19 protein-coding genes are annotated in these 21,754 nt (G+C 75.5%); 7 read left to right on the forward strand and 12 right to left on the reverse strand.

Annotated elements, in window-relative coordinates:
• The first annotated feature begins 38 nt into the window (after positions 1-38).
• Positions 39-1,211 (forward strand): septation protein SepH, encoded by a 1,173-nt coding sequence (gene sepH, locus AB0637_RS14225; RefSeq protein ID WP_366173072.1) that lies wholly within the window; start codon positions 39-41, stop codon positions 1,209-1,211.
• Here sepH and AB0637_RS14230 read toward each other — a convergent pair.
• The 5 genes from AB0637_RS14230 to AB0637_RS14250 all read right to left on the reverse strand — a co-directional run bounded on the left by AB0637_RS14230 (position 1,186) and on the right by AB0637_RS14250 (position 7,845).
• On the reverse strand, positions 1,186-2,376 hold the full coding sequence (locus tag AB0637_RS14230) for an MFS transporter (RefSeq protein ID WP_366173073.1): 1,191 nt from the start codon (positions 2,374-2,376) through the stop codon (positions 1,186-1,188). The genes sepH and AB0637_RS14230 overlap by 26 nt on opposite strands.
• Positions 2,373-3,287 carry an alpha/beta hydrolase gene (locus tag AB0637_RS14235; protein ID WP_366173074.1) on the reverse strand — a complete coding sequence of 305 codons (915 nt, stop codon included), beginning with the start codon at positions 3,285-3,287 and terminating at the stop codon, positions 2,373-2,375. The genes AB0637_RS14230 and AB0637_RS14235 overlap by 4 nt, the downstream gene beginning before the upstream one ends.
• A gap of 66 nt (positions 3,288-3,353) precedes the next feature.
• Positions 3,354-4,502: a nucleotide pyrophosphatase/phosphodiesterase family protein gene (locus tag AB0637_RS14240; RefSeq protein WP_366173075.1), complete on the reverse strand. Its 1,149-nt coding sequence runs from the start codon at positions 4,500-4,502 to the stop codon at positions 3,354-3,356.
• A gap of 7 nt (positions 4,503-4,509) precedes the next feature.
• Positions 4,510-5,106: a DUF5998 family protein gene (locus AB0637_RS14245; RefSeq protein WP_366173076.1), complete on the reverse strand. Its 597-nt coding sequence runs from the start codon at positions 5,104-5,106 to the stop codon at positions 4,510-4,512.
• Positions 5,107-5,151: 45 nt separating this feature from the next.
• A complete protein-coding gene (locus tag AB0637_RS14250; RefSeq protein ID WP_366173077.1) occupies positions 5,152-7,845 on the reverse strand; it encodes a GNAT family N-acetyltransferase in 2,694 nt (897 codons plus the stop codon).
• Positions 7,846-7,871: 26 nt separating this feature from the next.
• Here AB0637_RS14250 and AB0637_RS14255 point away from each other — a divergent pair, with 26 nt between their 5' ends.
• A complete protein-coding gene (locus tag AB0637_RS14255; protein WP_366173078.1) occupies positions 7,872-8,495 on the forward strand; it encodes a nitroreductase family protein in 624 nt (207 codons plus the stop codon).
• Between the two features lie 27 nt (positions 8,496-8,522).
• Positions 8,523-11,006 carry a DNA topoisomerase IV subunit A gene (locus tag AB0637_RS14260; RefSeq protein WP_366173079.1) on the forward strand — a complete coding sequence of 828 codons (2,484 nt, stop codon included), beginning with the start codon at positions 8,523-8,525 and terminating at the stop codon, positions 11,004-11,006.
• A gap of 28 nt (positions 11,007-11,034) precedes the next feature.
• Here the strand turns inward: AB0637_RS14260 and AB0637_RS14265 are convergent, their stop codons facing one another.
• Both AB0637_RS14265 and AB0637_RS14270 read right to left on the reverse strand, forming a co-directional pair.
• Complete coding sequence (locus AB0637_RS14265; RefSeq protein ID WP_366173080.1) at positions 11,035-11,511, reverse strand: SRPBCC family protein; 477 nt, start codon at positions 11,509-11,511, stop codon at positions 11,035-11,037.
• Complete coding sequence (locus tag AB0637_RS14270) at positions 11,508-11,831, reverse strand: metalloregulator ArsR/SmtB family transcription factor (protein ID WP_366173081.1); 324 nt, start codon at positions 11,829-11,831, stop codon at positions 11,508-11,510. The genes AB0637_RS14265 and AB0637_RS14270 overlap by 4 nt, the downstream gene beginning before the upstream one ends.
• An 85-nt stretch (positions 11,832-11,916) precedes the next feature.
• On the opposite strand from AB0637_RS14270, the gene AB0637_RS14275 reads away from it, so the two are divergent.
• From AB0637_RS14275 to AB0637_RS14285, 3 genes are read left to right on the forward strand one after another with little or no spacing between them, the layout of a single operon-like run.
• A complete protein-coding gene (locus AB0637_RS14275) occupies positions 11,917-13,272 on the forward strand; it encodes a M20 family metallopeptidase (RefSeq protein ID WP_366173082.1) in 1,356 nt (451 codons plus the stop codon).
• Positions 13,269-14,828, forward strand: a complete 1,560-nt coding sequence (locus AB0637_RS14280; protein ID WP_366173083.1) for an AbgT family transporter — start codon at positions 13,269-13,271, stop codon at positions 14,826-14,828. Before AB0637_RS14275 ends, AB0637_RS14280 begins: the two co-directional genes overlap by 4 nt.
• A gap of 1 nt (position 14,829) precedes the next feature.
• Positions 14,830-15,339, forward strand: a complete 510-nt coding sequence (locus AB0637_RS14285; protein ID WP_366173084.1) for a DUF664 domain-containing protein — start codon at positions 14,830-14,832, stop codon at positions 15,337-15,339.
• A 4-nt stretch (positions 15,340-15,343) separates the two neighbouring features.
• Here the strand turns inward: AB0637_RS14285 and AB0637_RS14290 are convergent, their stop codons facing one another.
• Both AB0637_RS14290 and lepB read right to left on the reverse strand, forming a co-directional pair.
• Positions 15,344-16,708, reverse strand: coding sequence for an ATP-binding protein (locus AB0637_RS14290; RefSeq protein WP_366173085.1), 1,365 nt, complete (start codon positions 16,706-16,708; stop codon positions 15,344-15,346).
• A 33-nt stretch (positions 16,709-16,741) separates the two neighbouring features.
• The gene (gene lepB / locus AB0637_RS14295) at positions 16,742-17,419 is read right to left on the reverse strand and encodes a signal peptidase I (RefSeq protein WP_366173086.1); all 678 of its coding nucleotides are present in this window, start codon (positions 17,417-17,419) and stop codon (positions 16,742-16,744) included.
• A 30-nt stretch (positions 17,420-17,449) separates the two neighbouring features.
• Between lepB and AB0637_RS14300 the strand changes: the two genes are divergently transcribed.
• Positions 17,450-18,082 (forward strand): DUF6226 family protein, encoded by a 633-nt coding sequence (locus AB0637_RS14300; RefSeq protein ID WP_366173087.1) that lies wholly within the window; start codon positions 17,450-17,452, stop codon positions 18,080-18,082.
• Positions 18,083-18,181: 99 nt separating this feature from the next.
• On the opposite strand, the gene AB0637_RS14305 is transcribed toward AB0637_RS14300, so the two are convergent.
• The 3 genes from AB0637_RS14305 to AB0637_RS14315 form a co-directional block, all read right to left on the reverse strand.
• The gene (locus AB0637_RS14305; protein ID WP_366173088.1) at positions 18,182-19,735 is read right to left on the reverse strand and encodes a carboxylesterase family protein; all 1,554 of its coding nucleotides are present in this window, start codon (positions 19,733-19,735) and stop codon (positions 18,182-18,184) included.
• 90 nt (positions 19,736-19,825) lie between these two features.
• Positions 19,826-21,481, reverse strand: a complete 1,656-nt coding sequence (locus tag AB0637_RS14310) for a putative PEP-binding protein (protein WP_366173089.1) — start codon at positions 21,479-21,481, stop codon at positions 19,826-19,828.
• Entirely contained in the window at positions 21,474-21,740 is a 267-nt protein-coding gene (locus AB0637_RS14315; RefSeq protein WP_366173090.1) for an HPr family phosphocarrier protein, read from the reverse strand. Before AB0637_RS14315 ends, AB0637_RS14310 begins: the two co-directional genes overlap by 8 nt.
• Between the last annotated feature and the right edge of the window lie 14 nt (positions 21,741-21,754).

Here is a 21,754-nt window from a genome sequence, read left to right on the forward strand (position 1 = left end):
ATGATGGCCCGCACCACGCTTCCCGGAGGGCGCCCCACATGCAGGACCTGAGGCTCGTCGGCGTCCACGACGACGGAGAGCACGTCGTGCTCGTCGGCACCGACGGCAGCCGTTACCGGCTGCGGGTGGACGAGGCGCTGCGCGCCGCCGTGCGCCGCGACCGGGCCCGGCTCGGCCAGCTGCAGATCCAGATGGAGGCGCAACTGCGCCCCCGCGACATCCAGGCCCGCATCCGCGCGGGGGAGACGGCCGAGGAGGTCGCCGCCGCCGGCGGCCTGACCCTCGAGCACGTCCGTCGCTACGAGGGTCCGGTGCTCGCCGAGCGGGCCCACGTGACGGGCCTGGCCCGGCGCACGCCCTACGGCCGGTCCCCCGTCGCCGGAACCCTCGACGACGTCGTCGTCGCCCGCCTGTCGGCGCGTGCGGTGGACCCCGAGGGGGCCCGCTGGGACGCGTGGCGCAGCGAGGACGGGGGCTGGGTCGTGCAGTGCGAGTTCGTCGCCGGTGGTCGTGGGCGGGTCGCGCGCTGGGGCTTCGACCCCGCCGCCCGGGTCCTGTCCGCGCACGACGACGAGGCCCGCTGGCTGTCGGAGGAGGAACCGGCCGAACCCGGCCCGCTGCCCGCGCGGCGTCTCGTGTCGGTGGCCGGGGAGGGCACCCGTCCCGCCTCCGAGCGCGTCTACGACGTCGAGGCCGACGGCGGTGTGCGCGCCGGCCGGGGTGCCGACGCGACCGACGACCTGCTCGAGGCCCTGGACTCCGCCCGCGGCGTCCGGCCCGAGCACGGGCCCGTCACGCCCGCCGCTCCCGTTACGGGCACGGGCACGCCCGCCGGCGCGGCACCCCGGGTGGACGCCCTGACCGCCGACCCGCCGCCCGCGCACCCCGCCGAGTCCGCCCCCGACGAGGCCGTCGACCGCACGGTCCTGCCGGCACCCGAGGTGGACACCCCGGTGGAGCCGCACGCGGCGACCGAGGTGGAGACCGAGGTGGAGACCGAGGTGGAGGCGGTCGACGCACAGGAGCCGCCGGCGCCGCAGCCCCCGGTCGAGACCCCTCAGGAGCCGAGGACCGACGCCGCCGAGGAGACCCCGGCGGACGGGGCGGCGCCGCGGCGGCGCAACCGCTCCGCGCGTCGCGGGTCGGCTGCGGCCAAGCGGCCCAGCGTCCCGAGCTGGGACGACATCATGTTCGGGACGAAGAAGGACTGACCGGGCTCGCGACCGGCCCGGCCGGGACGCGGATCCACCGGGCGAGCAGGGCGACGAGCAGGGACGTCACGACGAGCAGGCCGAGCGCCGCCCGCAACGACGTCACCTCGGCGAGCGCGCCGACGAGGGGTGGCCCGACGAAGAACGCGGGCCACTCCCCGAGGTTCACCCACGTCACCGCGCGGCCCGCGGCGATGTCCGGCTGGTTGCCGGCCAGTCCCATCACCGTGGGGAAGACGCACCCGCACCCGAAGCCGACGAGGGCGAAGCCCACGAGCGCGGCGGGGACGGTGCCGGCCAGCACGGCCAGCAGCACGCCCGCGGCGGTCGTCGCGGCCGAGACCTGCACGAACCGGACCCGGCCCAGCCGGTCCACGAGACGGTCCCCGACGAGGCGGGTCAGCGCGATGGCCAGCGAGTAGCAGACGAGGGTCAGCGACCCCACCGCGACGCCCGCGCCGAGCGACACGGAGAACTGCGCGCTCCACTGCACGGCCGACCCCTCGGTGATCGCCCCCAGGAGGGCGAGCACCGCGAGCAGGACGACCTGCCGGGTGGGTCGCTCCCGCCGGGCCGGTCGGCCCGGTGCGGGTCGCGCCGGATCGGTCTCCCCGGGCGGCACGGCCCGACGCGTGGCCACCAGCGCCACCGCGAGGACGGCGTTGCAGACGAGGACCTGCACCCAGGGGTCCACCCCCGCGGCCCCCGCCGCGACCCCGGCGAGTCCCCCACCGAGCTGTCCCGCGCTGAACCCCGCGTGGAACGACGACATCGTGCTGCGCCCGTAGCGGCGCTCGACGACGACGGCGAGCGCGTTCATCGGGCCGAAGAGCAGCCCGACGGCGGCCCCCTGCACGGCCAGGGCGACGACGAGGACCGCCGGGGTCGGCGAGGCCGCCGCGGCGGGGGCGATCGCCAGCAGCAGCGCAGCCCCGGTCAGCGCCAGGACGCGGGGACCGGTGCGGCCGATGACCCGGGTCAGCAGGAGCAGCGCCAGCAACGTCCCCACCGGCTGAGCCAGGACGACGAGCCCCCACTGCGCGTCGCTCAGGCCGAGGTCGGCCTTGACGGTCGGGATGCGCCCGGCCCAGCCGCCCGTGACGGCCCCGGCCACGACGAACAGGACGAGGACGGCGACCCGGGCCTGCCGCCGGGTGGTGCTCACGCCAGGTGCTCCCGCAGGAAGGCGTCGACCAGGTCCAGCACGGTGTCCGACCAGAAGGGGGGTCCGCCGTGGTCGGCGCCCTCGAGCCGCACGAGGTCGACGCGCTGCCCGGCCCGCTGCAGGGCGTGCGCGAGCAGGACGCTCTGGCCGAAGGGCACGAGCCGGTCCCGGCTGCCGTGCACGACGAGGAACGGCGGCAGCTCGACGCCCGCGCGCACGTGGGTGGCGGCGACCGTGGGCGCGACGAGGTCGGGTCGCTCGCTGACGCGGTGCCCGCCGAGGAGGAGCCCCTCGGGGGAACCGGGGGCGTCGTGGTCCATGGCCGACGGTTCGGCGCTCATGGCCGCGATGTCGGTGGGGCCGTAGAAGTCCACGGCGGCGCGCACCCCCAGCGGCCCGTCCTCCCCCTCGTCGGGGTGGACGAAGGCCGGGTCGCCGTCGGTCAGGGCGGCGAGCACGACGGTGTGACCGCCGGAGGAGTCGCCCCACAGCGCCAGTCGCCCGGGGTCGACGCCGAACTCCTCGGCGTGGCGGGCGAGGAATCGCACCGCGGCCCGCACGTCGAGGACCTGCGCCGGGAAGGGGGCCACGTCCGACGGCCGGTACGCCACGGTGGCGACGGCGTACCCGCGCCCGGCGAAGGCCGCGAGCGCCGGCAGGTTGAGCCCGAGCTCCTGCTCGGACCAGGCCGAACCCTGGACGTGGACGACGAGGGGGAGGCCGGTGCGCTCCCCCGGCGGGACGAGCAGGTGCAGGACGAGGGAACGGCCGTCGCGGTGGGCGTACTCGATCCCGAGCCGCGCGGTGCCGTGCACGGGGTCGTGCTCGGCCGGCAGCGTCCGCATCCCGGGGGCGCTGCGCCCGGAGTCGGGGAACGGCGGCAGCGGCGGGCGGCGGAGGGGGGTGCGCACGGGACTCCTCGGCTCGGGACTTCTCAGGTCGGACTTCTCAGGTCGGACTTCTCAGGTGGGGACTTCTCAGCAGGGGACGGTGAAGAGCGGGACGAGCCGTTCGGCGTCCGACAGGGCCCCGTGCTGGCCGACCAGGCGCAGCGTCTCGGGGCGCATGGTCGCGGAGTTCACGACGGCGAGGTCGTCGCGCATGACGGCCAGGACGTCGCCGATGCGGGCGGCGACGCGGTCCACGACGGGACCGAACCAGCCGGCGGCGACGGCCTCGCTGCGCAGCAGGACCTCGGCCCGGCCGCCGAAGCGCTGCCGCCAGGTGTGGGCGACCTCGTGCGCCGCACCGGGTTCGGTGTACAGCTGGACGGTCCGCGGTTCGCCGCCGACGTGCCGCACCCCCGTCAGCAGGTCGGGTTCGCGGGCGAGGTCCAGCCGCTGCGGGCCGTGCACGTCGACCATCCCGTGGTCGGCCGTGACGACGAGCAGCGTCCCCCGCGGCAGCCGGCGGGCCAGGGTGCCGAGGGCCTCGTCGACGCGTTCGAGCTCGGCGGTCCACTCCCCGGAGTCGACGCCGGTGCCGTGGCCGGTGTGGTCCAGGCGCCCCCAGTACAGGTACGTGAGCTGCCACGGGTTCGAGCGGACGGCCGTGACGGCGGCGTCGACGCGGGCCTCGAGCCGTTCCGGCGTGCCGACGAAGCGGCCGCCGCGCAGGGCGGCCTCGGTCAGGCCGGACCCGTCGAAGTGGGGCGGCGCGACGCGAGCGACGTCGACCCCGGCGGCGACGATCCGCTGGAAGAGCGTCGTGTGCGGTTGCCAGCGGCGCGGGTCGACGGCGGTGTCCCACTGCAGCTCGTTGAGGAGCCGGTCGCGGTCGGGGTCGAGGACCTCGTAGCCGACGAGGCCGTGCCCGCCCGGCGGCAGGCCCGTGCCGAGCAGGCCCATGCTCGTGGCCGTCGTGGTGGGGAAGCCGGCGGTGAGGACCTGGTGGAGGCCGTCGGAACGCCAGCGGCGCATCGTGCCCGTGTGACCGGACCGGGCCGCGAGCAGCAGCTCCCCCATGCCGTCGACGAGGACGAGGCAGACCCGCTGCGCGGCCGGCAGGACGACGTGCGGGGAGGCGTCGGCGAGGTCGGGGACACCGAGCGCCCGCCCGACGGCCGGGAGCAGGTCGGCGAGGGTGTCGCGGCCGTAGTCGGGTGCGGGGAGGGGCGCGGGGAGCACGAGGGGGTCAGCGACCGGCCACGGCCGACAGCGCGCGGGCGAAGTCGAGGGCCGCGGTGACGGCGTCGGCCCCCTCGGCGGCGCTCGCGATCCGGACGGTGAGGTCGTCCCCGGTGAGGGACCCCGTGTAGCCGTGGTCGGCCTCGCAGTCGGGGTCGGGGCACGACGCGGGTTCGAGGTCGACCCGGTGCAGCGCACCCCAGCCGAGCGTCAGGCTCACCTCGGCGGGGGTGGCGCCCGGGCGGTGGTCCGCGGGGCGGGCGACGACCTGGGAGACGACGACGGAGTGCACGCGCGCGAGGGCGACGGACTCGGTGGAGCAGACGGCGTACGGCTCACCGGAGGTGTCGTCCGGGCCGTGGTCGTCGGCGTGGGCCACGACGAGCCGGCCGGGGGTGGTGACGAGGACGGTCACGTGCCGTCGCACCTCGTTGGCGTCGAACGTCGTCTCGGGGTGGACGAGGTGCGCGTGGACGGCGTCGCCGCCCAGGGCCGTGCGCAGGCAGTCCGCGACGAGCTCGGGGTAGTACCCGGCCCGGGCGAGGTCCTGGAGCAGGGCGACCGGCAGGTCGGAGCCGGCACGGGTGTCGGTGCGGTCGCGCATCGGGCCATCATCCCGCACCGGTCCCGCCCCCGGGGACGCCCGTGCTCAGGTGGGCAGCGTGCGGCGGTCGGGGTCGGCCCGTCCCTGCGGTGGAGCGACGCGGACGACGGCGTCGAGGCAGGTCAGACCCTCCTCGGCGACGAGGACGGGGCTCAGCCGCAGCTCGGCCAGCTCCGGCAGCGCGTCGGCCAGGACGGCGACGCGGGCGACGACGTCCTCCAGCGCGGGCACGTCCAGGCGCGGGGACCCGCGGTGCCCGAAGAGCTTGGGGGCGGCCTTGACCGAGCGCACGAGGTCGGCCACGTCGACGTCGGTCAGGGGCGGGATGCGGTACGCGACGTCGCCCATGAGGTCGAGGGGGTCGCCCTCGACGCCGAAGGCGAGCACGGGCCCGAAGAGCGGGTCCTCGGTGCTGCGCACGAGGCAGGGCACGCCGAGCGGGGCCATGGGCTGCACGGCGAGTGCCCTGACCTCGGCACCGAAGACCGCGCGCATCTCCCCCACCGCGGCCCGCAGCGCCTCCGCGCTCGACAGGCCCAGCCGGACCCCGCGCAGGTCCTGCCGCCCGGCGAGTTCCTCCCCGACCGTCTTCAGCGCGACGGGCCAGCCGAACCGCTCGGCGGCCCGGACGGCCTCGTCGGCGGCGTCCTCGCCGGCCGGGAACTCCGCGCGCGGCAGCAGGGGGACGCCGGCGGCCGTGAGCAGCTCGGCACGGGCGTCGCGGTCGAGGGCGGCCCCGTCGGGGTGCTCGGTCAGGACCCGCCCGACGAGGGCGCGCGCCCGGGGCAGGTCGACCCCCTCGGGCACCACGGGGTGGCCGCGGTCCTTGCGCCGCCACTGCGCGTACCGGACGACGGCGGCCAGGGCGCGCACGGCGTCCTCGGGCGTGGGGAAGCTCGGGACGGAGGGGCAGTCCTCCCCCGGTTCCCCCGACCCCACGCGGGCGGCCGAGACCGACCGGGTGCCGAGGAAGCAGGTGACGCACGTCTTGCCGCCCTCGGCGGCGGTCCGGGCGACGGCCGTGGCGACGGCCGCGTCGACGGTGGCGGTGGGGGGCACCCAGCTCGCGACGACGGCGTCGACCTCGGGGTCGGCGAACGCCTCGCGCAGCGCCGCGGTGAACTCCTCCACGGGCGCCTCGGGGTGCACCGACGTCGGCCCGTGGGCCACCTGCAACCCCCAGCTGACGCAGGCGTCGGCCGCGAGCGTGCCGAGGGCGTCGGAGTTGCCGACGATCGCGATGCGCGCGCCTTCGGGCAGCGGTTGCTCGACGGTGACCTGGGCGACGTCGAAGAGCTGGTGGACGTTCTCGACGCGGATGACCCCGGCCTGCCGCAGCATGCTGTCGACGACCTCGAACGGGACCTCGGACCGGCGGACGGTGTGCCCGGGCGGGACGCCGAAACCGGACGCCCCGGACTTCACGACGATGACGGGTTTGCGCCGGGCCAGCCGCCGGGCGACGCGGCTGAACTTGCGCGGGTTCCCGACGCTCTCGAGGTACAGGCCGACGGCGGCCGTGGCCTCGTCGTCGTGCCAGAACTGCATGAGGTCGTTGCCCGAGACGTCGGCGCGGTTGCCCGCCGAGACGAACGTGGAGATGCCGAGCCCGCGGCGGTGCGCGGAGCTGAGGACCGTGACGGCCAGGGCACCGGACTGGCTGAACAACCCGAACCGGCCCGGGGGCGGGACGTCCTGGGCCAGGGAGGCGTTGAGCCGGACGTCGGCGGCGGTGTTGACGACGCCGAAGGAGTTGGGGCCGATGACGCGCATGCCGTTGGCGCGGGCGATGCGGACGAGGTCGCGCTGCAGTTCCGCACCCTGCGGCCCGGTCTCGGCGAAACCGCTGGAGACGACCACGAGACCGCGCACACCGGCTGCGGCGCAATCGGTGACGGTGTCCAGGACGTTGACCGGGGCGACGGCGACGACGGCGAGGTCGACGGGTTCACCGATCTCGGCGACCGTCGCACGCAACCGGACCCCGAGCAGTTCCTCCCCCGCGCCCGCGGCGTTGACCGCGTGGACGGTGCCGGCGAAACCCCCGGCGAGCAGGTCGGCGAGCAACCGGTGCCCGACCGTCCCCGGGGTACGCCGGGCCCCGACGACGACGACCGACCGGGGCGTCAGGAGGGCGGTGAGGCTGCGGGCCTCGGCGCGCTGCTCGCGCGCCTGCATGACGTCGACCGAGCGTTCGGTGGGGTCGATGTCGAAGGAGACGTCGAGCACGCCGTCGGAGAACCCCTGCCGGACCTCGAACCCCGCCTCGCGGAAGACGCCGATCATCTTGGCGTTGGTCGGCAGTACGTCGGCCGTGAAGCGGCGGATGCCGCGTTCGCGGGCGGCGGCGGCGAGGTGCTCCAGCAGCACCGACCCGAGCCCGCGTCCCTGGTGGGCGTCGGAGATGTTGAAGGCGACCTCGGCGGACCGGGGCCGGCCCGGCTGCACGGGGGCGGCGTCGAAGCGGGCGATACCGACGATGTCCTCGCCCACGGTGGCGACGAGGGCCACCCGGTCGACGTGGTCGACCTGGGTGAAGCGGGCCAGGTCGCGCCGCGACAGCCGCGGCATGGGCGCGAAGAAGCGGAAGTAGCGGGACTGCTCGGACTGGCGGTCGTGGAAGGCCGCGACGGCGTCGGCGTCGTCGGGCCGGATGGGCCGGACGTGGGCGGTGCCCCCGTCCCGCAGGGCCACGTCGGCCTCCCACCGGGTCGGGTACCCCACGGGCGGCAGCGGCATGGCGACGATCCTACGAGGATGGGCCCGTGGAGTACTCCGAGGTCCTGCGGGCGCGGCGCATGGTCCGCCGCTACGACGGCCGGCCGGTGGCGCGGGACGTCCTGGACCGGGTGCTGGCGGCCGGGCTGCGGGCCCCCAGCGCGGGCAACAGCCAGGGCCGGGACCTGCTGGTCCTGCGCACACCCGCCGACCGGGACGTCTTCTGGAGCACCACGGCGGGCGCCCGTCCGGTGGACGCGGCCCCGGACGCCTGGCTGACCGGGATGCGCACGGCCCCCGTCGTCGTGGTGCTGCTGGCCGACCCCGAGGCGTACGCCCGCCGGTACGCGGCCCCGGACAAGCCCGGCCCGGACCGCGACGCCGCCACCTGGGAGGTCGCCTGGCCGGACGTCGACACGGGCATGGCCGGGCTCCTCGTGCTGCTCGCGGCCGTCGACGCGGGGCTGGGCGCCTGCCTGTTCGGCGTGCCGGCCGCCGCGCACCCGGCCCTGCGCGCCGTCCTCGGCGTCCCGGCCGACCGGCGGGTCGTCGCCGCGCTCACCCTCGGGCACCCCGCCCCCGGGGAGGCGTCCCGGCCCTCGCGGCGGCACCGCCGGACCGTCGCGGACTCGGTGCACGACGGGCGGTTCGGCGTGCCCTGGGGCGGCTGAGGGCCCGCGGGGCGGCAGAATGCCCCCGTGCCCAGCAGATCCGGACCTCCGCCGACCGACGTCCCCGAACGGATCGTCGACATCGACGTCGAGCAGGAGATGCAGGGCGCGTTCCTCGAGTACGCGTACTCGGTCATCTACTCCCGGGCCCTGCCGGACGCCCGCGACGGTCTCAAGCCGGTCCAGCGCCGGATCCTGTACATGATGCAGGACATGGGGTTGATCCCCACCCGGGCGCACGTGAAGTCCGCCCGCGTCGTCGGGGAGGTGATGGGCAAGCTCCACCCGCACGGTGACGTCGCGATCTACGACGCCCTCGTCCGGCAGGCCCAGGCCTTCACCATGCGACTGCCGCTGGTCGACGGCCACGGCAACTTCGGCTCCCTGGACGCCGGCCCGGCCGCGCAGCGGTACACCGAGGCCCGGATGGCGCCCGCCGCGCTGCTCATGACGACGGGTCTGGACGAGGACGTCGTCGACTTCGTCCCGAACTACGACGACCGCCTCAAGGAACCCGGCGTCCTGCCCGCGGCGTTCCCGAACCTGCTCGTCAACGGGGCCAGCGGCATCGCCGTCGGGATGGCGACGAACATGCCGCCGCACAACCTCGTCGAGGTCGTCAACGCCGCCCGCCACCTCATCAGGCACCCCGACGCCGACCTGCCGGCCCTCATGCGGTTCGTGCCCGGTCCGGACTTCCCCACCGGGGGCCGCGTCGTGGGCCTGGAGGGGATCCGCGACGCCTACGTCTCGGGTCGCGGGACGTTCCGCACCCGGGCCACCGTGAAGGTGGAGAAGATCGGCCGCCGCCAGGGTCTGGTCGTCACCGAACTCCCCTACGGCGTGGGCCCCGAGCGGCTCGTCGAGAAGATCGCCGACAACGTCAAGAACAAGCGGCTGCAGGGCATCGCGGACGTCACCGACCTGTCCGACCGGCGCCACGGCATGCGCCTGGTCATCGAGGTCAAGAACGGGTTCAACCCCGACGCCGTCCTGGAGCACCTGTACCGCCTGACGCCCATGGAGGAGACGTTCGGCATCAACAACGTCGCCCTCGTCGAGGGGCAGCCGCGGACGCTGGGACTGAAGGAACTCCTCGAGGTGTTCGTCGGGCACCGCATCGACGTCGTGCGCCGGCGGACGCAGTTCCGCCTGGGCAAGGCGCAGGACCGGCTGCACCTCGTCGACGGCCTGCTGCTGGCCATCCTGGACATCGACGAGGTCATCGCCATCGTCCGGTCCTCCGACGACGCGGACGCCGCGCTGGCCCGGCTGGTCGAGCGGTTCTCGCTGTCCGAGACCCAGGGCCGCTACATCCTCGACATGCAGCTGCGCCGGCTCACCCGGTTCTCCAAGATCCAGTTGGAGCAGGAGCAGGCGGCGCTGCAGGAGACCATCGCGGGTCTGCAGGCGATCCTCGACGACGAGGAACGGCTGCGCACGCTCGTCAGCGACGAACTCGGCCAGGTCGCCGCCGACCACGGGACCCCGCGTCGCACGGTGCTGCTGACGTCCTCCGGCCCCGCCACGGGCGCGGCGGCCGCGGCGCAGCTGGAGATCGAGGACGACCCGTGCTGGGTGCTGCTGAGCTCCTCCGGGCTGCTGGCCCGCACGAGCTCGGCCGAACCGCTGGGCACCGAGGGACGCCGCGCCCGGCACGACCTCGTCGTCGCGGCGGCCCCGGCCACCGCGCGCGGGGACGTCGGGGTGCTCACCTCCGCGGGGCGGTTGGTGAAGGTGTCCGTCCTGGAGCTGCCCACGCTGCCGCCGGTCGCGGGGCGTCCGAACCTCTCGGGCGGGACGAGCGTCAAGGAGTTCGTGACCCTCGGCAAGGCCGAGCGGGTCCTGACGATCGTGCCGTTGCCCGTCGCGGGCGTGGAGGACCCCGACGACCCGGGGTTCGCGATGGCCACCGCGTCGGGGGTCGTCAAGCGCGTCGTGCCCGAACCGCTGGGCAACCGCCCCGAGGTCGAGGTCATCGCGCTCAAGGACCTCACGGCCCGGCAGAAGGACGAGGTCGTGGCCGCCACGGCCCTGACCACGGGCCAGGAGGACCTCGTGTTCGTCACGACCGACGCTCAGCTGCTGCGGTTCTCCGCCGCGCTCGTGCGGCCGCAGGGCCGCGGCGCGGCCGGGGTGGCCGGCATCAAGCTGTCCCCCGGTGCGCGGGTGCTGTCGATGACGGCCGTGGTCGCGGACGCGCCCGACGCCGTCCTCGTCACGGTCGCGGGCGACGCCGCGGGCGGGGCGTCGCAGGTGGGCTCGGCCAAGGTCACCCCGCTGACGGAGTACCCGTCGAAGGGCCGCGCCACCGGCGGGGTCCGCTGCCACCGGTTCGCGCGGGGCGAGGACACGCTGCTGCTGGCGTGGGCCGGGCGGGGTCCGGCGGAGGCCGCGACCTCCACGGGCAGTGCCGTGGCGCTGCCCGGCCCCCAGGGCCGGCGTGACGGGTCGGGCACGGCGCTCGACAAGCCCGTCGCCGCCGTGGGTGGCCCGCCCGTCACCGGCTGACACGGGTCCGGCGCTCGCCGGGGGTGCGTCAGAAGCGCTCCCCGGCAGCCAGGGCGTCGTAGGCGGTGAGGATCCCGGCCCAGCCGCCGGGCGATCCGAGCGCTGCGCGGACCTCCTCGGCGCGTTCGGCGTAGGCGTCCAGTCCGCGGTGCTCCAGGTCCACCCGGGTGCCGTCCGGGACCGCGGTGAACCGGACCTCGACCTCGGTGTCGACGGTGTCGTCGTACGTCCAGTCGGCCGACAGCTGCCAGGCGAGGACCAACCGGTCCGGCGGGTCCCACGCGAGGACCCGCCCCCACGGCGTGCGGGTGCCGTCCTCGCCCACCTCGGCCCACACCCCGCCGACGCGGGGTTCGAGCTCGACCGCGGCCGGCGGTGTCGTCCCGACGCTGTGGCTGCGCGGCCAGAAGCGCTCCATCCGGGTCGTGAAGAGGGCGAAGGCCCGCTCCGGGGTCAGCGGCACGGACACGCTGCGCCGCACGGGTTCCACGGTGGTCCGGGTCACGGTTCCTCCTGTCGTGCGGACTCCTCCTGCGCCAGGGCGGCGAAGGCGTCGAGCGCCTGGCCCCAGACGTCGTCGAGGTAGTGCCGCAGGGTGCGGGCGCCCTCGGGGTCGAGGGCGTAGAGCCGGCGGGTGCCGGCCGCGGTGGCGCGCACGAGTCCCGCGTCCTGCAGCACCCGCAGGTGCTGGGAGACGGCCGGACGGGACACGGGGAGCCGCTCGGCGAGGACCCCGACCGGCAGGGCGCCGGACCGCAGCTCGTCGAGGACCGCCCGGCGGGTGGCGTCACCGAGGGCGTCGAGCACGGCACCGGCGGTGGTCACTCCGTCAGTGTGCACTGACGGTAAGTGCAGAGCAACGGTCGTCCTGGTTGGCAGCCGGGTGCCCGACGCGGTAGGCCTGCTGCGCATGGTTGACGCGACCCCCGCCCAGGACCAGGACGCCACGCGCCCCACGACACCGGACGGCACGTACCTCGCCGCGGTGCGGACGGCCATCGACCGGGCCGCCGCGACCGCCGAACCCCTGCGCAGCACGCACGCCGGGGCCGCCGAGGACCTCCTCGCGGCCACCGAGGCCGCCGTCGAGGGCCTGGGCGAGGACCTCCTCGCGCTGAGCCACGCGCTCCACGCGCACCCGGAGGAGGGGTTCGCCGAGCACGACTCCGTGCGGGCGGTGGCCGACCTCCTGGCCCGGCACGACGTCGAGGCGACGGTCGGGGTCCACGGGCTGGACACGGCCCTGCGGGCGAGCGTGAGCTCCGGTGAGGGCCCGACCGTCGCGGTCCTCGCCGAGTACGACGCCCTGCCCGGGATCGGCCACGGCTGCGGGCACAACGTCATCTGCGCCACGGCCGTCGGCGCGTTCCTCGGTCTCGTGCACGCGCTGCGGTCCGGGGCGGTCGTCGGCACGGTCGTCCTGCTCGGCACCCCGGCCGAGGAGGGCGGTGGCGGCAAGGAACTCATGGCCCGCGACGGCGCCTTCGACGGGATCGACGCGGTCGTCATGCTCCACCCGTTCTCCTACGACGTCGCGATCCAGCCGTTCCTGGGCCGCCGGCAGGTGCGGGCCACCTACCACGGCGTCGCCGCGCACGCCTCAGCCCAGCCGTTCATGGGGCGCAACGCCCTCGACGCCGTCGTCGCCGGCTACACCGGCATCGCGATGCTGCGCCAGCACACCACCCCCAGCGACCGGATCCACGGGATCGTCGTCGACGGCGGGCAGCGACCCAACGTCGTCCCCGCGACGGCGAGCGCGGAGTACTACGTCCGCTCGGCCGAACCGGCCACGCTCGCCGACCTGTGCTCCCGCGTCGACCTCGTCCTGCGGGCCGCCGCGGCGATGACGGGAACCGGCGTCGAACTCGAGTGGGACCGGCAGCCGGCCTACCTGCCGATCCGGGCCAACCGGGAACTGGCGGCCCGGTGGACGACCCACCAGGATCGGCGCGGGCGCACGGCGCTGCCGCCGGGGGTCGTGCCCGAGACGTTGTCCGGGTCCACCGACCTCGGCAACGTCAGCGTGCGCGTCCCCGCGATCCACCCCATGCTCGCGGTCTCCTCCCCCGACCTCTCCCTGCACACCGCGGAGTTCGCCGCGGCCGCGGGGTCCGCCACGGGTGACCGCGGGGTCCTCGACGGCGCCGTCGGGCTGGCGCTCACGGCCCTCGACGTCCTGGCGGACCCGGAACTGCTCGCCGCCGTGCGGACCGAGTTCGAGGACGCGGGCGGGGTGCTGGACGTCGAGGAGTTCCTGCGGTGAGCGCGACGGCCGGGACCACGCGGACCGACCGGCTGCTCGGCGGCGTCGAACGCGTCGGCAACAGGATCCCCGAACCGTTCGTCTTGTTCGTCGGGTTGTTCGTCGCCCTTGCCGTCGCCTCGACCGCGATGGCCCTCACCTCCACGACCGTGCGGTTGCCGGGGGCGGACGAGACGCAGGCGGTCCGCGGGTTCTTCACCGGGGAGGGGATCCGCTGGTTCACGACGACGCTCGTGGACAACTTCACGTCGTTCCCGCCGCTGGGGACGGTCGTCGTCATCCTCCTCGCGGTCGGCCTCGCCCAGCGCAGCGGCCTCATGTCAGCGCTCATCCGGCGCGCGTTCTCCGGGGCCCCGCGGTGGGTGCTGCCCTACCTCGTGGCCGCCGTCTGCATGGTCGGGCACGTCATGGCGGACTCGGTGATGATCGTCATCCCGCCACTGGCGGCCATGGTGTTCAAGGCCGCCGGCCGGCACCCCGTCGCGGGGCTCCTCGGGGCGTTCGCCGCCGCGGGGGCGGCCTACTCGACGTCGTTCGTCGTGACGAGCCTGGACGCGCTGTTCGCCGGCATCACGCAGTCCGTCACGGCCACGCTGCCGAACCCGGGAACGCCGGTGACGCCGGTCTCGAACTGGTTCTACAACATCGCCTGCTCGATCGTCCTCACCGTCGTCTGCGGGGCGCTCACCACCCGGGTCCTGGAACCCCGCCTGGAGCGGGCCGGGGTCCCGACCACGCAGGTCGAGGGGTCCGAGGGCATCGGGACCGTCGAGGACGTCCAGGAACTGGCGGTGTCGCACCAGGACCGCGCCGGTCTGCGCCGGGCCGGTATGGCCTTCGCCCTCACGGTGCTGGGGCTCGGGACCCTCGTCCTGGTGCCGGGGTCACCGCTGCGCAACGACGGCGGGGGTTTCCTGCCGGAGTCGCCCCTGCTGGACTCGATCCCGTTCGTCGTGTTCTGCCTGCTCGCCGTGCCCGCGCTGGCGTTCGGCCGGGCCACCGGGTCGCTCGCCCGCGCGGCGGACGTGCCACGCGTCATGGGCGAGGCGGTCCGGGACATGGCGCCGTTCATCGTCCTCGCGTTCGTCCTGGGGCAGTTCGTCGCGCTGTTCACGTGGTCGCGCGTCGGGTCGTGGATGGCCGTGTCCGGTGCGTCGCTGCTGAACCGGCTCGACCTCACGGGGTTCGAGGCGGTCATCGCGTTCATCGTCCTGGCCTCGCTGCTGAACCTCTTCATCACGTCGGGATCCTCGATGTGGACGATCATGGGCGCGGTGTTCGTGCCGTTGTTCGCACTGCTCGGCTACGAACCGGCCTTCACCCAGGCCGCGTTCCGGGTCGGCGACTCCGCGACGCAGATCATCACCCCGCTCAACCCCTACGTCGTCCTCGTGCTGGCCATGCTGCGCCGCTACGAACCCGAGGCGGGTCTGGGGACGCTCATCGCCCGGTTCCTGCCGTACACGCTCTGCTTCTGGATCGCGTGGGTGCTCATGCTGTCGCTGTGGTTCGTCCTCGACCTGCCGTTCGGGCCCGGCCAGTTCGCGAGGATGTGACGTGCCGTTCGCCGGGGAACCCTCCCCGCTGCTGTCCGATCCGACCGGGCTGTGCGCCGGGTACCTGGACTGGTACGCCGAGGTCCTGCTGCGACGGCTGGTCGGCCTGAGCGAGGCGCAGGTCCGGTCCCCCGCCGTCCCCTCGGGGTGGTCACTGCTCGGGCTCGTGCAGCACTCGGCCTGCACGCGCCGGTTCTGGATCCGGCACGTGTTCTGCGGTGAGGCGGTGGACTTCTCCTGGCCGGGCAGCGCGGAGCAGGAGTGGGTCCCCGGACCCGACGCCACGGTGGAGAGCCTGTCGGCCTTCCACCGCGCCGAGCACGAGAACTCCCTGCGGGTGCTCCGCTCGCACGACCCGGCGACCCCGGCCGCGCGGGACTACGGCGGGACGGGGACCCGGCCCACCCTGGCCTGGATCGGTTTCCACCTGCTGCAGGAGTCGGCGCGGCACGCCGGCCACGCCGACGTCGGCCGGGAACTGCTCGACGGGGCGACCGGGCTCGACCCGTGACCCCTCAGAGGTAGTTGCCCGTCAGGGGTGCGGGTTGCCACCGGCCGTCGCGGACCACCTGCAGGACGGCGTCGGTGGTGAGGGCGTCCCCGTGGCCGAGGACCGTGCGACGCACGATCTCCCGCAGGTCCGCCCCCGTCACCCCGGGCGGCAGGTGCGCGGCGACCGCGGCGCAGTCGACGCCGGCGTCCGGGGAGTCCCCGCCGAACCGGCCGAACAACCGGCGCAGGATCGCCTCGCACGCCTCGCGGTCGGGCGCGGCGAGGTGGACGACGGCGTCGAACCGCGCCGACCGGGTCGCGGCCGCGTCGAGGGCGGAGGGGTCGTTCGTGCTCGCCAGGGTCAGGACGTCGCGGTACTCCTCCGTGCCGTCGAGGACGGCGAGGAAGTCCGCGAGCGCCGTCCCCCGCGCGCCCGCCTTGCGGTCCCCGAGGTAGAGGTCGACGTCCTCGAGGACGACGACGCAGGGGCCGAGGTCGGTGGTCTCCCGGTAGACCTGCCGCAGCACGCTGGAGGCCGCGGCCGCGTCGACGATGATGACGGTGAACCCGCCGGCCAGTTCCCGGGCGACGACGCGGCTCAGGGCGCTCTTCCCCACGCCGGGTGGCCCGGCCAGCAGCACCCCGCGGTTCGTGCCGAGCCCCAGGGAGCGCAGGAGGTCCGCGCGCGAGGTCAGCGCCGCGACGTTCGCGTCGATCTCGGTCCACACGTGCGCGGGCAGCACGAGGTCCTCGCGCCCGCCGGGACCGAGGGCGGTGGGTTTCAGCTTCAGCGGCAGGTGGGCGTCGGCGTGCAGCACCCGGCCGCGGTAGAACCCCTTGTCCCGCCGCGCCGTGGCGAGCAGGGCGTCGGCGAGCGTGCGCGCGGCGGCGTGGTCCCCGGGCCGGGACAGCACCCGCAGCGACGCCGGCTGCGGTTCGTACTCGTGCTCAGCCAGCTGCACGACGACGTCGGCGTCGGTGGCGGTGCCGGCCGGGAAGAACGCCGCCGCCGAAGTGGGCACCGAGACGTGCTCGTCGAGCAGGTCGATGCGCTGCCACGTGGGAGGTTCGTCGTCCTCGACGGGACCGAGGACGGCACCGTGCAGGTCCACGAGGTCGGCGAGCGCCGCACCCACGGACACGGCGCGCGTGTTCGTCAGGTCCACGCGTTCGGAGACCAGCGCCGTGTGCGGCAGGCGCAGGTGGGTCTCGACGAACCCGTTGGCCGTCGTCGTCGAGCGGCTGCCGCCGGAGAGGACCTCACCGAGCACCGTCAGCGCGCGGCGGACGTCGGCGGGTTCGGTGGACAACCGCCGGGACAGGGCGGCGGGGAGGGGGTCGTGGTCGTCGGCGTGGTCGTCGGCGTGGTCGTGATCCAGGTCGGGCACCGGACGACGCTACGTCCCGACCGGTGCCCCCGGCTACGGCCGGGGTGCGGGGACGTCCGCGAACGCCCCCGGCGTGCCGAGGTGCTTGCCGTGCCGCAGGGGCCACACGACGAGTTCGGCCCGGCCGACGACCTCGTCCGCGGGCAGGAACCCGTGGACGCGGGAGTCCCCGCTGTCCTGCCGGTTGTCCCCCATGACCCACAGCTGACCGGCGGGGACGGTCACGTCGAAGGGGACCTCGCTGGGACGCGCCCCGGTGGCGAGGTACCCGGTCTCGTCGACGGGGACCCCGTTGACCGAGAGCCGGCCCGTCGCGTCGCAGCACACGACGTGGTCCCCGGACAGGCCGATGAGCCGTTTGACGAGGTGGTCGCCGGAGTCCTGGGGCAGCAGCCCGACGCTCGACAGGGCCCGGGGCAGCGGCCCCCGCGGCGGCGGGGCGGGCTGCCCGCGGAGCCAGTCACCGGGATCGGTGAAGACGACGACGTCGCCGCGGTGCAGGGCGAACGGACCCGGGGTGAGCTTGGAGACGACGACCCGGTCCCCCACGTCGAGGGTCTGCTCCATGGACCCGGACGGGATCCAGAACACCTGCAGCAGGAACGTCTTGACCACGACGGAGACGACGACGGCGACGGCCACGACGAGGACGACCTCACGGAGGGCGGCGAGGATCCCGGAGCGCGGGGGGCGGGTGCGCGACGTCGTCACCGTTCGACGGTAGCGGTCTACGCTCCGCCCGTGGACCTCTCGGGACTGCGCGCTCAGGTGGACGCCCTGCAACCCCGGGACCGGATGTGGCCCGCGCCGCACGCCGACCGCACGCCGCTGCAGGAGGAGTACAGCCGCTGCCTGAACCCCGGGAAGTACCGGGTGCTGCACGAGCGGCTGCAGCTCTGGGCCGCCGTGGTGGTGGAGCGGGGGCTGGGGCGCGTCGAGCCGGCACGGGGAGCGGTGTGGCGTGATCCGTTCCCCGAGCAGGACCGCGCCACCGAGACGCCCACGGCGACGTGGTGGCTGCGCCCGTGGTCGACGTCCGCCCTTCCCCTCCTCGTCGTCGCGCACGGGCGGGAGGGAGGCGTCGAGGTGGGCGCCGGTGATCCGGCGGTGCCCGTGGTCCGGCTCCCGGTGTGCGGGTGCGACGCCTGCGACGACGGCGGCGCCCTGCTCGCCGGGGAACTCGACGACCGCGTGCTCGACGTCCTGGGCGGCTCGTTCACCGACGTGAGGTTCGGCGACGTGCGCGTCGTCGGTGTCGCGGACGGCTGGTCGACGACGGCCGACCTCGGTGACCAGGACGTCGAACGCCTCCTGGCCGACGCCCGCGCGGGCCGCTCGCCGCACCACGTCGTGCACGGGGTGCCCTGGGGCTGATCCGCGGTCCGCGCGGACGAGACGTCTGCGACCAGGCGCCTGGAACCGCCCGGACGACCGTCTCCGGGGCTCAGCGTGCAGTCGTCCCGTACGGCCGCGTCAGACGAGCGTCACAGCCCCGTCGTAGGGGCGGAACTCGACGTCGGCGAAGAGGTCCTCGCGCGGGTCGCGGGCGCGTTCGAGCCGGTCGCGCGAACCCCACACCTGGACGGGGACACCGTCGGTGGAGATCTGCGGCCACCCGGGGTCCCCCGTGGCGGCGAAGCCGGTCCACGCCGCCACCATCCGGCGCGACAGGGCCGCGGCCGCCGGGGTCGGGAACACCCCGCGCACGCGGGCGCCGACGCGCGGGACGCGGCGGGCGAGCGGCAGGACGGGCACCGCGTGCAGGAAGAGTTCCATCGCCTGCGGGTTCCCGAAGGCGAAGGGCAGGTCGAGGCCGTGGGTCGCGCCGTAGCGGCCCCCCAGCGCAGGCGAGCGCCACGTGAACCGGGCCAGGTGGGTCCGTCCCCCGCGGGCGGTGTGGGAGCGCGCGAAGCGGCGCGAGGGTTCGGCGAACAGGGCGTCCGACAGCAGGGCGTCCCCGAGGTGGCCGGGGTCGGCGTCGGGCAGCAGCGTCCGGTAGTCCTGCACCGCCGAGGCGGGCAGCCCGACCGCGACGGCGAACTCGGCGACCTGCTCGAAGGACGTGGCCACGGGGGCGAACCCGCTGCGGGAGAACAGCGTCCACTCATCGGCGACGGTCTGCACGAGCAGGTCGACGGCCGGGTCGCCCCCGGCGTGGGCACCTTCCATGAACGGACCGGTCACGACGTCGCCGTCCACGACGGGGTGGTACAGCAGCGGCACGGACCCGCGCACCCCGGCGTCCGGGTCGGCGGCCAGGTCCTGCGCGACGGCGTCGGAGGCGGCGAGCAGCCGCACGGGCGGCAACCCCGCGAAACCCTCGCGGGTGGCGGGGACGCGGGCGGCGCGGGCGACCCGTTCGGCGATGCGTTCGGCCTGCGCGACCGTGTAGGTCTCCCCCGTGACGCTGGCCGCGATCGCGCGCCGGAACAGGCCCCGGGCGTCGCGGGCGCACAGCAGGGCCGCCACCGACGCCGCTCCTGCCGACTGACCGACGATCGTCACGCGGTCGGGGTCGCCCCCGAACGCCCGCACGTTCTCGGCCACCCAGCGCAGGGCGGCCACCTGGTCGAGCAGACCGCGGTTGTGCGGAGCCCCCGGCACGGCGCCGAACCCCTCGAACCCCAGCCGGTAGTTCATCGAGACGACGACGAAACCCCGGCGCACCCACGCTCCGGGGTGGTAGCCGGGGGCCGACCCGGAGCCGGAGACCCAGCCGCCGCCGTGGATCCAGACGAGGACCGGCAGGTCGCGGGGGAAGTCGGCGGGGACGTGCACGTCCACGGTGAGGTGGTCGTCACCCGCGCCAGGCGACCAGCCGTACCCGGAGCGCGGGTCCTGCGGGGCGACGGGCGAAGGGTCGCGCGCCTCGCGCACGCCCTCCCAGGGTTCCACCGGGGCGGGGGCGGCGAAGCGCCGCAGACCCACGGGAGGGGCGGCGTACGGAACGCCGCGGAAACTGACGACACCACGGTCCGCGGCCCGGCCGCGCACGCCGCCCGCCGTCGTGACGACGACCCTGGGCACGTCCGACACCTCCACCACCACTGCACTCGAGTCCTGCGGATCCCTCGGCGAGGCCGGGGGGACGTCCCGCCGAGGGATCCTGGACCGAGGTTACAACGCGAGCACGTCCGCGTCGGCCGAACGCGCCGCCGCCTCGCGCGCGTCCTGCGGCGAGTCAGCCTCCAGCGCCGCCTCGGCCATCTTCACGCACGTTCCGAGGTCGGTGCGGGACAGGGCGAACCGCACGGCCGGGACGGCCGCGGGCGCCATCGACAGGCTGCGCACGCCGAGACCGACGAGCACGAGGGCCAGCAGCGGGTCGCGTGCGGCCTCGCCGCACACGCCCACGGGGACGTCGACGGTGCCGGTCGCCTGGACCAGCTGCAGCACAGCCGGTTGCCACGGGTCGAGCAGGTCCGCGAGGTCGCCCTCGAGCCGGTCGGCCGCCATGGCGTACTGCGTGAGGTCGTTGGTGCCCAGGCTCACGAAGTCGAGCCCGGCCGCCACGAGCCGCTGCGCGCGCAGCGCGGCCGCGGGAACCTCCACCATCGCGCCGACCGTCCGCAGCCCCGCGGCACGGGCCTGCGCGACGAACTCCGCGGCCTCGGCCGGGGTCGAGACCATGGGGGCCATGACCCAGGGCTGCGTCCCGGTGCGCTCGGCGGCGGCCGCGAGGGCGGCCAGCTGCGTGGCCAGCAGTTCGGGGTGGCGGCGCGACGTGCGCAACCCGCGGACCCCGAGCGCCGGGTTCTCCTCGGCCGCGACGTCCACGAAGGCGAGCGGTTTGTCGGCACCGGCGTCCAGCGTCCGCACGACGACCTTGCGGTCGCCGAAGGCGGTGAACACCCGGGCGTAGGCGTCGGTCTGCTCCGCCAGCGTGGGCGCGCTCGCCCGGTCGAGGAACAGGACCTCGGTGCGGAACAGGCCCACGCCCTCGACGTCCTGCGCCGCAGCCCGGTCGGCGTCCTCGAGGGTCCCGACGTTGGCCAGCAGCTGGACCGCCGTGCCGTCGGCCGTGCGCCCCGGGCCGCCGGCGGACGACGCGAGCGCGGCCCGCGCGGCGCGGCGGCCGGCGATCTCCTCGCGCACCCCGGCGGACGGGTCGGGGGTGACGGTCCCGGCCCGCGCGTCGAGCGCCAGCTCGGTGCCCGCCACGAGGTCCAGCGCCCCGGCGACGCGGACGACGCACGGGATGTCGAACTGCGCCGCGATGATCGCGGTGTGGCTCGTCGGGCCGCCGAGTTCGGTGACGATGCCGACCACGAGCGACAGGTCGAGCGCGGCCGTGTCCGCCGGGGCGAGGTCGCGGGCGACGACGACCGAGGGGCCGTGCAGCTGCGGGACACCGGGTTCGGGCAGCCCCAGCACGCGCGCCACGACGCGGTCGCGCACGTCGCGCAGGTCGGTGACGCGTTCGGCCAGGTACGGGCCGCTCGCCGCGAGGACCGCGCAGAACTGCTCGACGGCCTCGTCGACGGCGGTGGCCGGACCGGAACCGGCGGCCAGGCGCTGGTCGACGACGGCCAGCAACCCGGGGTCGGCGGCCATGAGCGCGGTGGCCTCGAGGACCTCCCCGGTCGTCCCGCCGGCGGTCTGCGCCCGGCGGCGCAGTTCGGCGGCGACGGCGTCGAAGGCCTCGCGGACGCGGGGGCCGGCGGCGGGGTCGGCCGGTTCACCGGCCGGCGGGCGGGCGGCCGGAGCGAGGACGACGGCCGTCCCCACCGCGGCGCCCGTCCCCACCCCGACGCCCGACAGCACGTCAGGCATCGTGGTCGGTCTCGACCAGCGCGACGAGGGAGTCCAGGGCCGCGTCGGCGCCGTCCCCCTCGGCGGTCAGCGTGACCTGGTCGCCGTGCTTGGCGCCCAGACCCATGACCATGAGGATGCTGCGGGCGTCGACCGGGTCGCCGTCGCCGACGGCGACGGTCACCGGCAGGCCGGTGGCCGCGGCGGCCTGGACGAACAGCGAGGCGGGGCGGGCGTGCAGTCCCACGCGGGAGGCGACGGTGGCGGTGCGGGTGCTCATCTCGGGAACTCTCC

The organism is Kineococcus sp. NPDC059986 (genome assembly GCF_040702905.1).
GTDB lineage: Bacteria > Actinomycetota > Actinomycetes > Actinomycetales > Kineococcaceae > Kineococcus.

What these genes read in the sequence shown, in the direction of transcription:
- sepH (WP_366173072.1), top strand. Translation starts at nt 39, where the DNA reads ATGCAGGACCTGAGGCTCGTCGGCGTCCACGACGACGGAGAGCACGTC.
- AB0637_RS14245 (WP_366173076.1), bottom strand. Translation starts at nt 5,106, where the DNA reads ATGCGCGACCGCACCGACACCCGTGCCGGCTCCGACCTGCCGGTCGCC.
- AB0637_RS14310 (WP_366173089.1), bottom strand. Translation starts at nt 21,481, where the DNA reads ATGCCTGACGTGCTGTCGGGCGTCGGGGTGGGGACGGGCGCCGCGGTG.
- AB0637_RS14250 (WP_366173077.1), bottom strand. Translation starts at nt 7,845, where the DNA reads ATGCCGCTGCCGCCCGTGGGGTACCCGACCCGGTGGGAGGCCGACGTG.
- AB0637_RS14275 (WP_366173082.1), top strand. Translation starts at nt 11,917, where the DNA reads ATGGTTGACGCGACCCCCGCCCAGGACCAGGACGCCACGCGCCCCACG.
- AB0637_RS14315 (WP_366173090.1), bottom strand. Translation starts at nt 21,740, where the DNA reads ATGAGCACCCGCACCGCCACCGTCGCCTCCCGCGTGGGACTGCACGCC.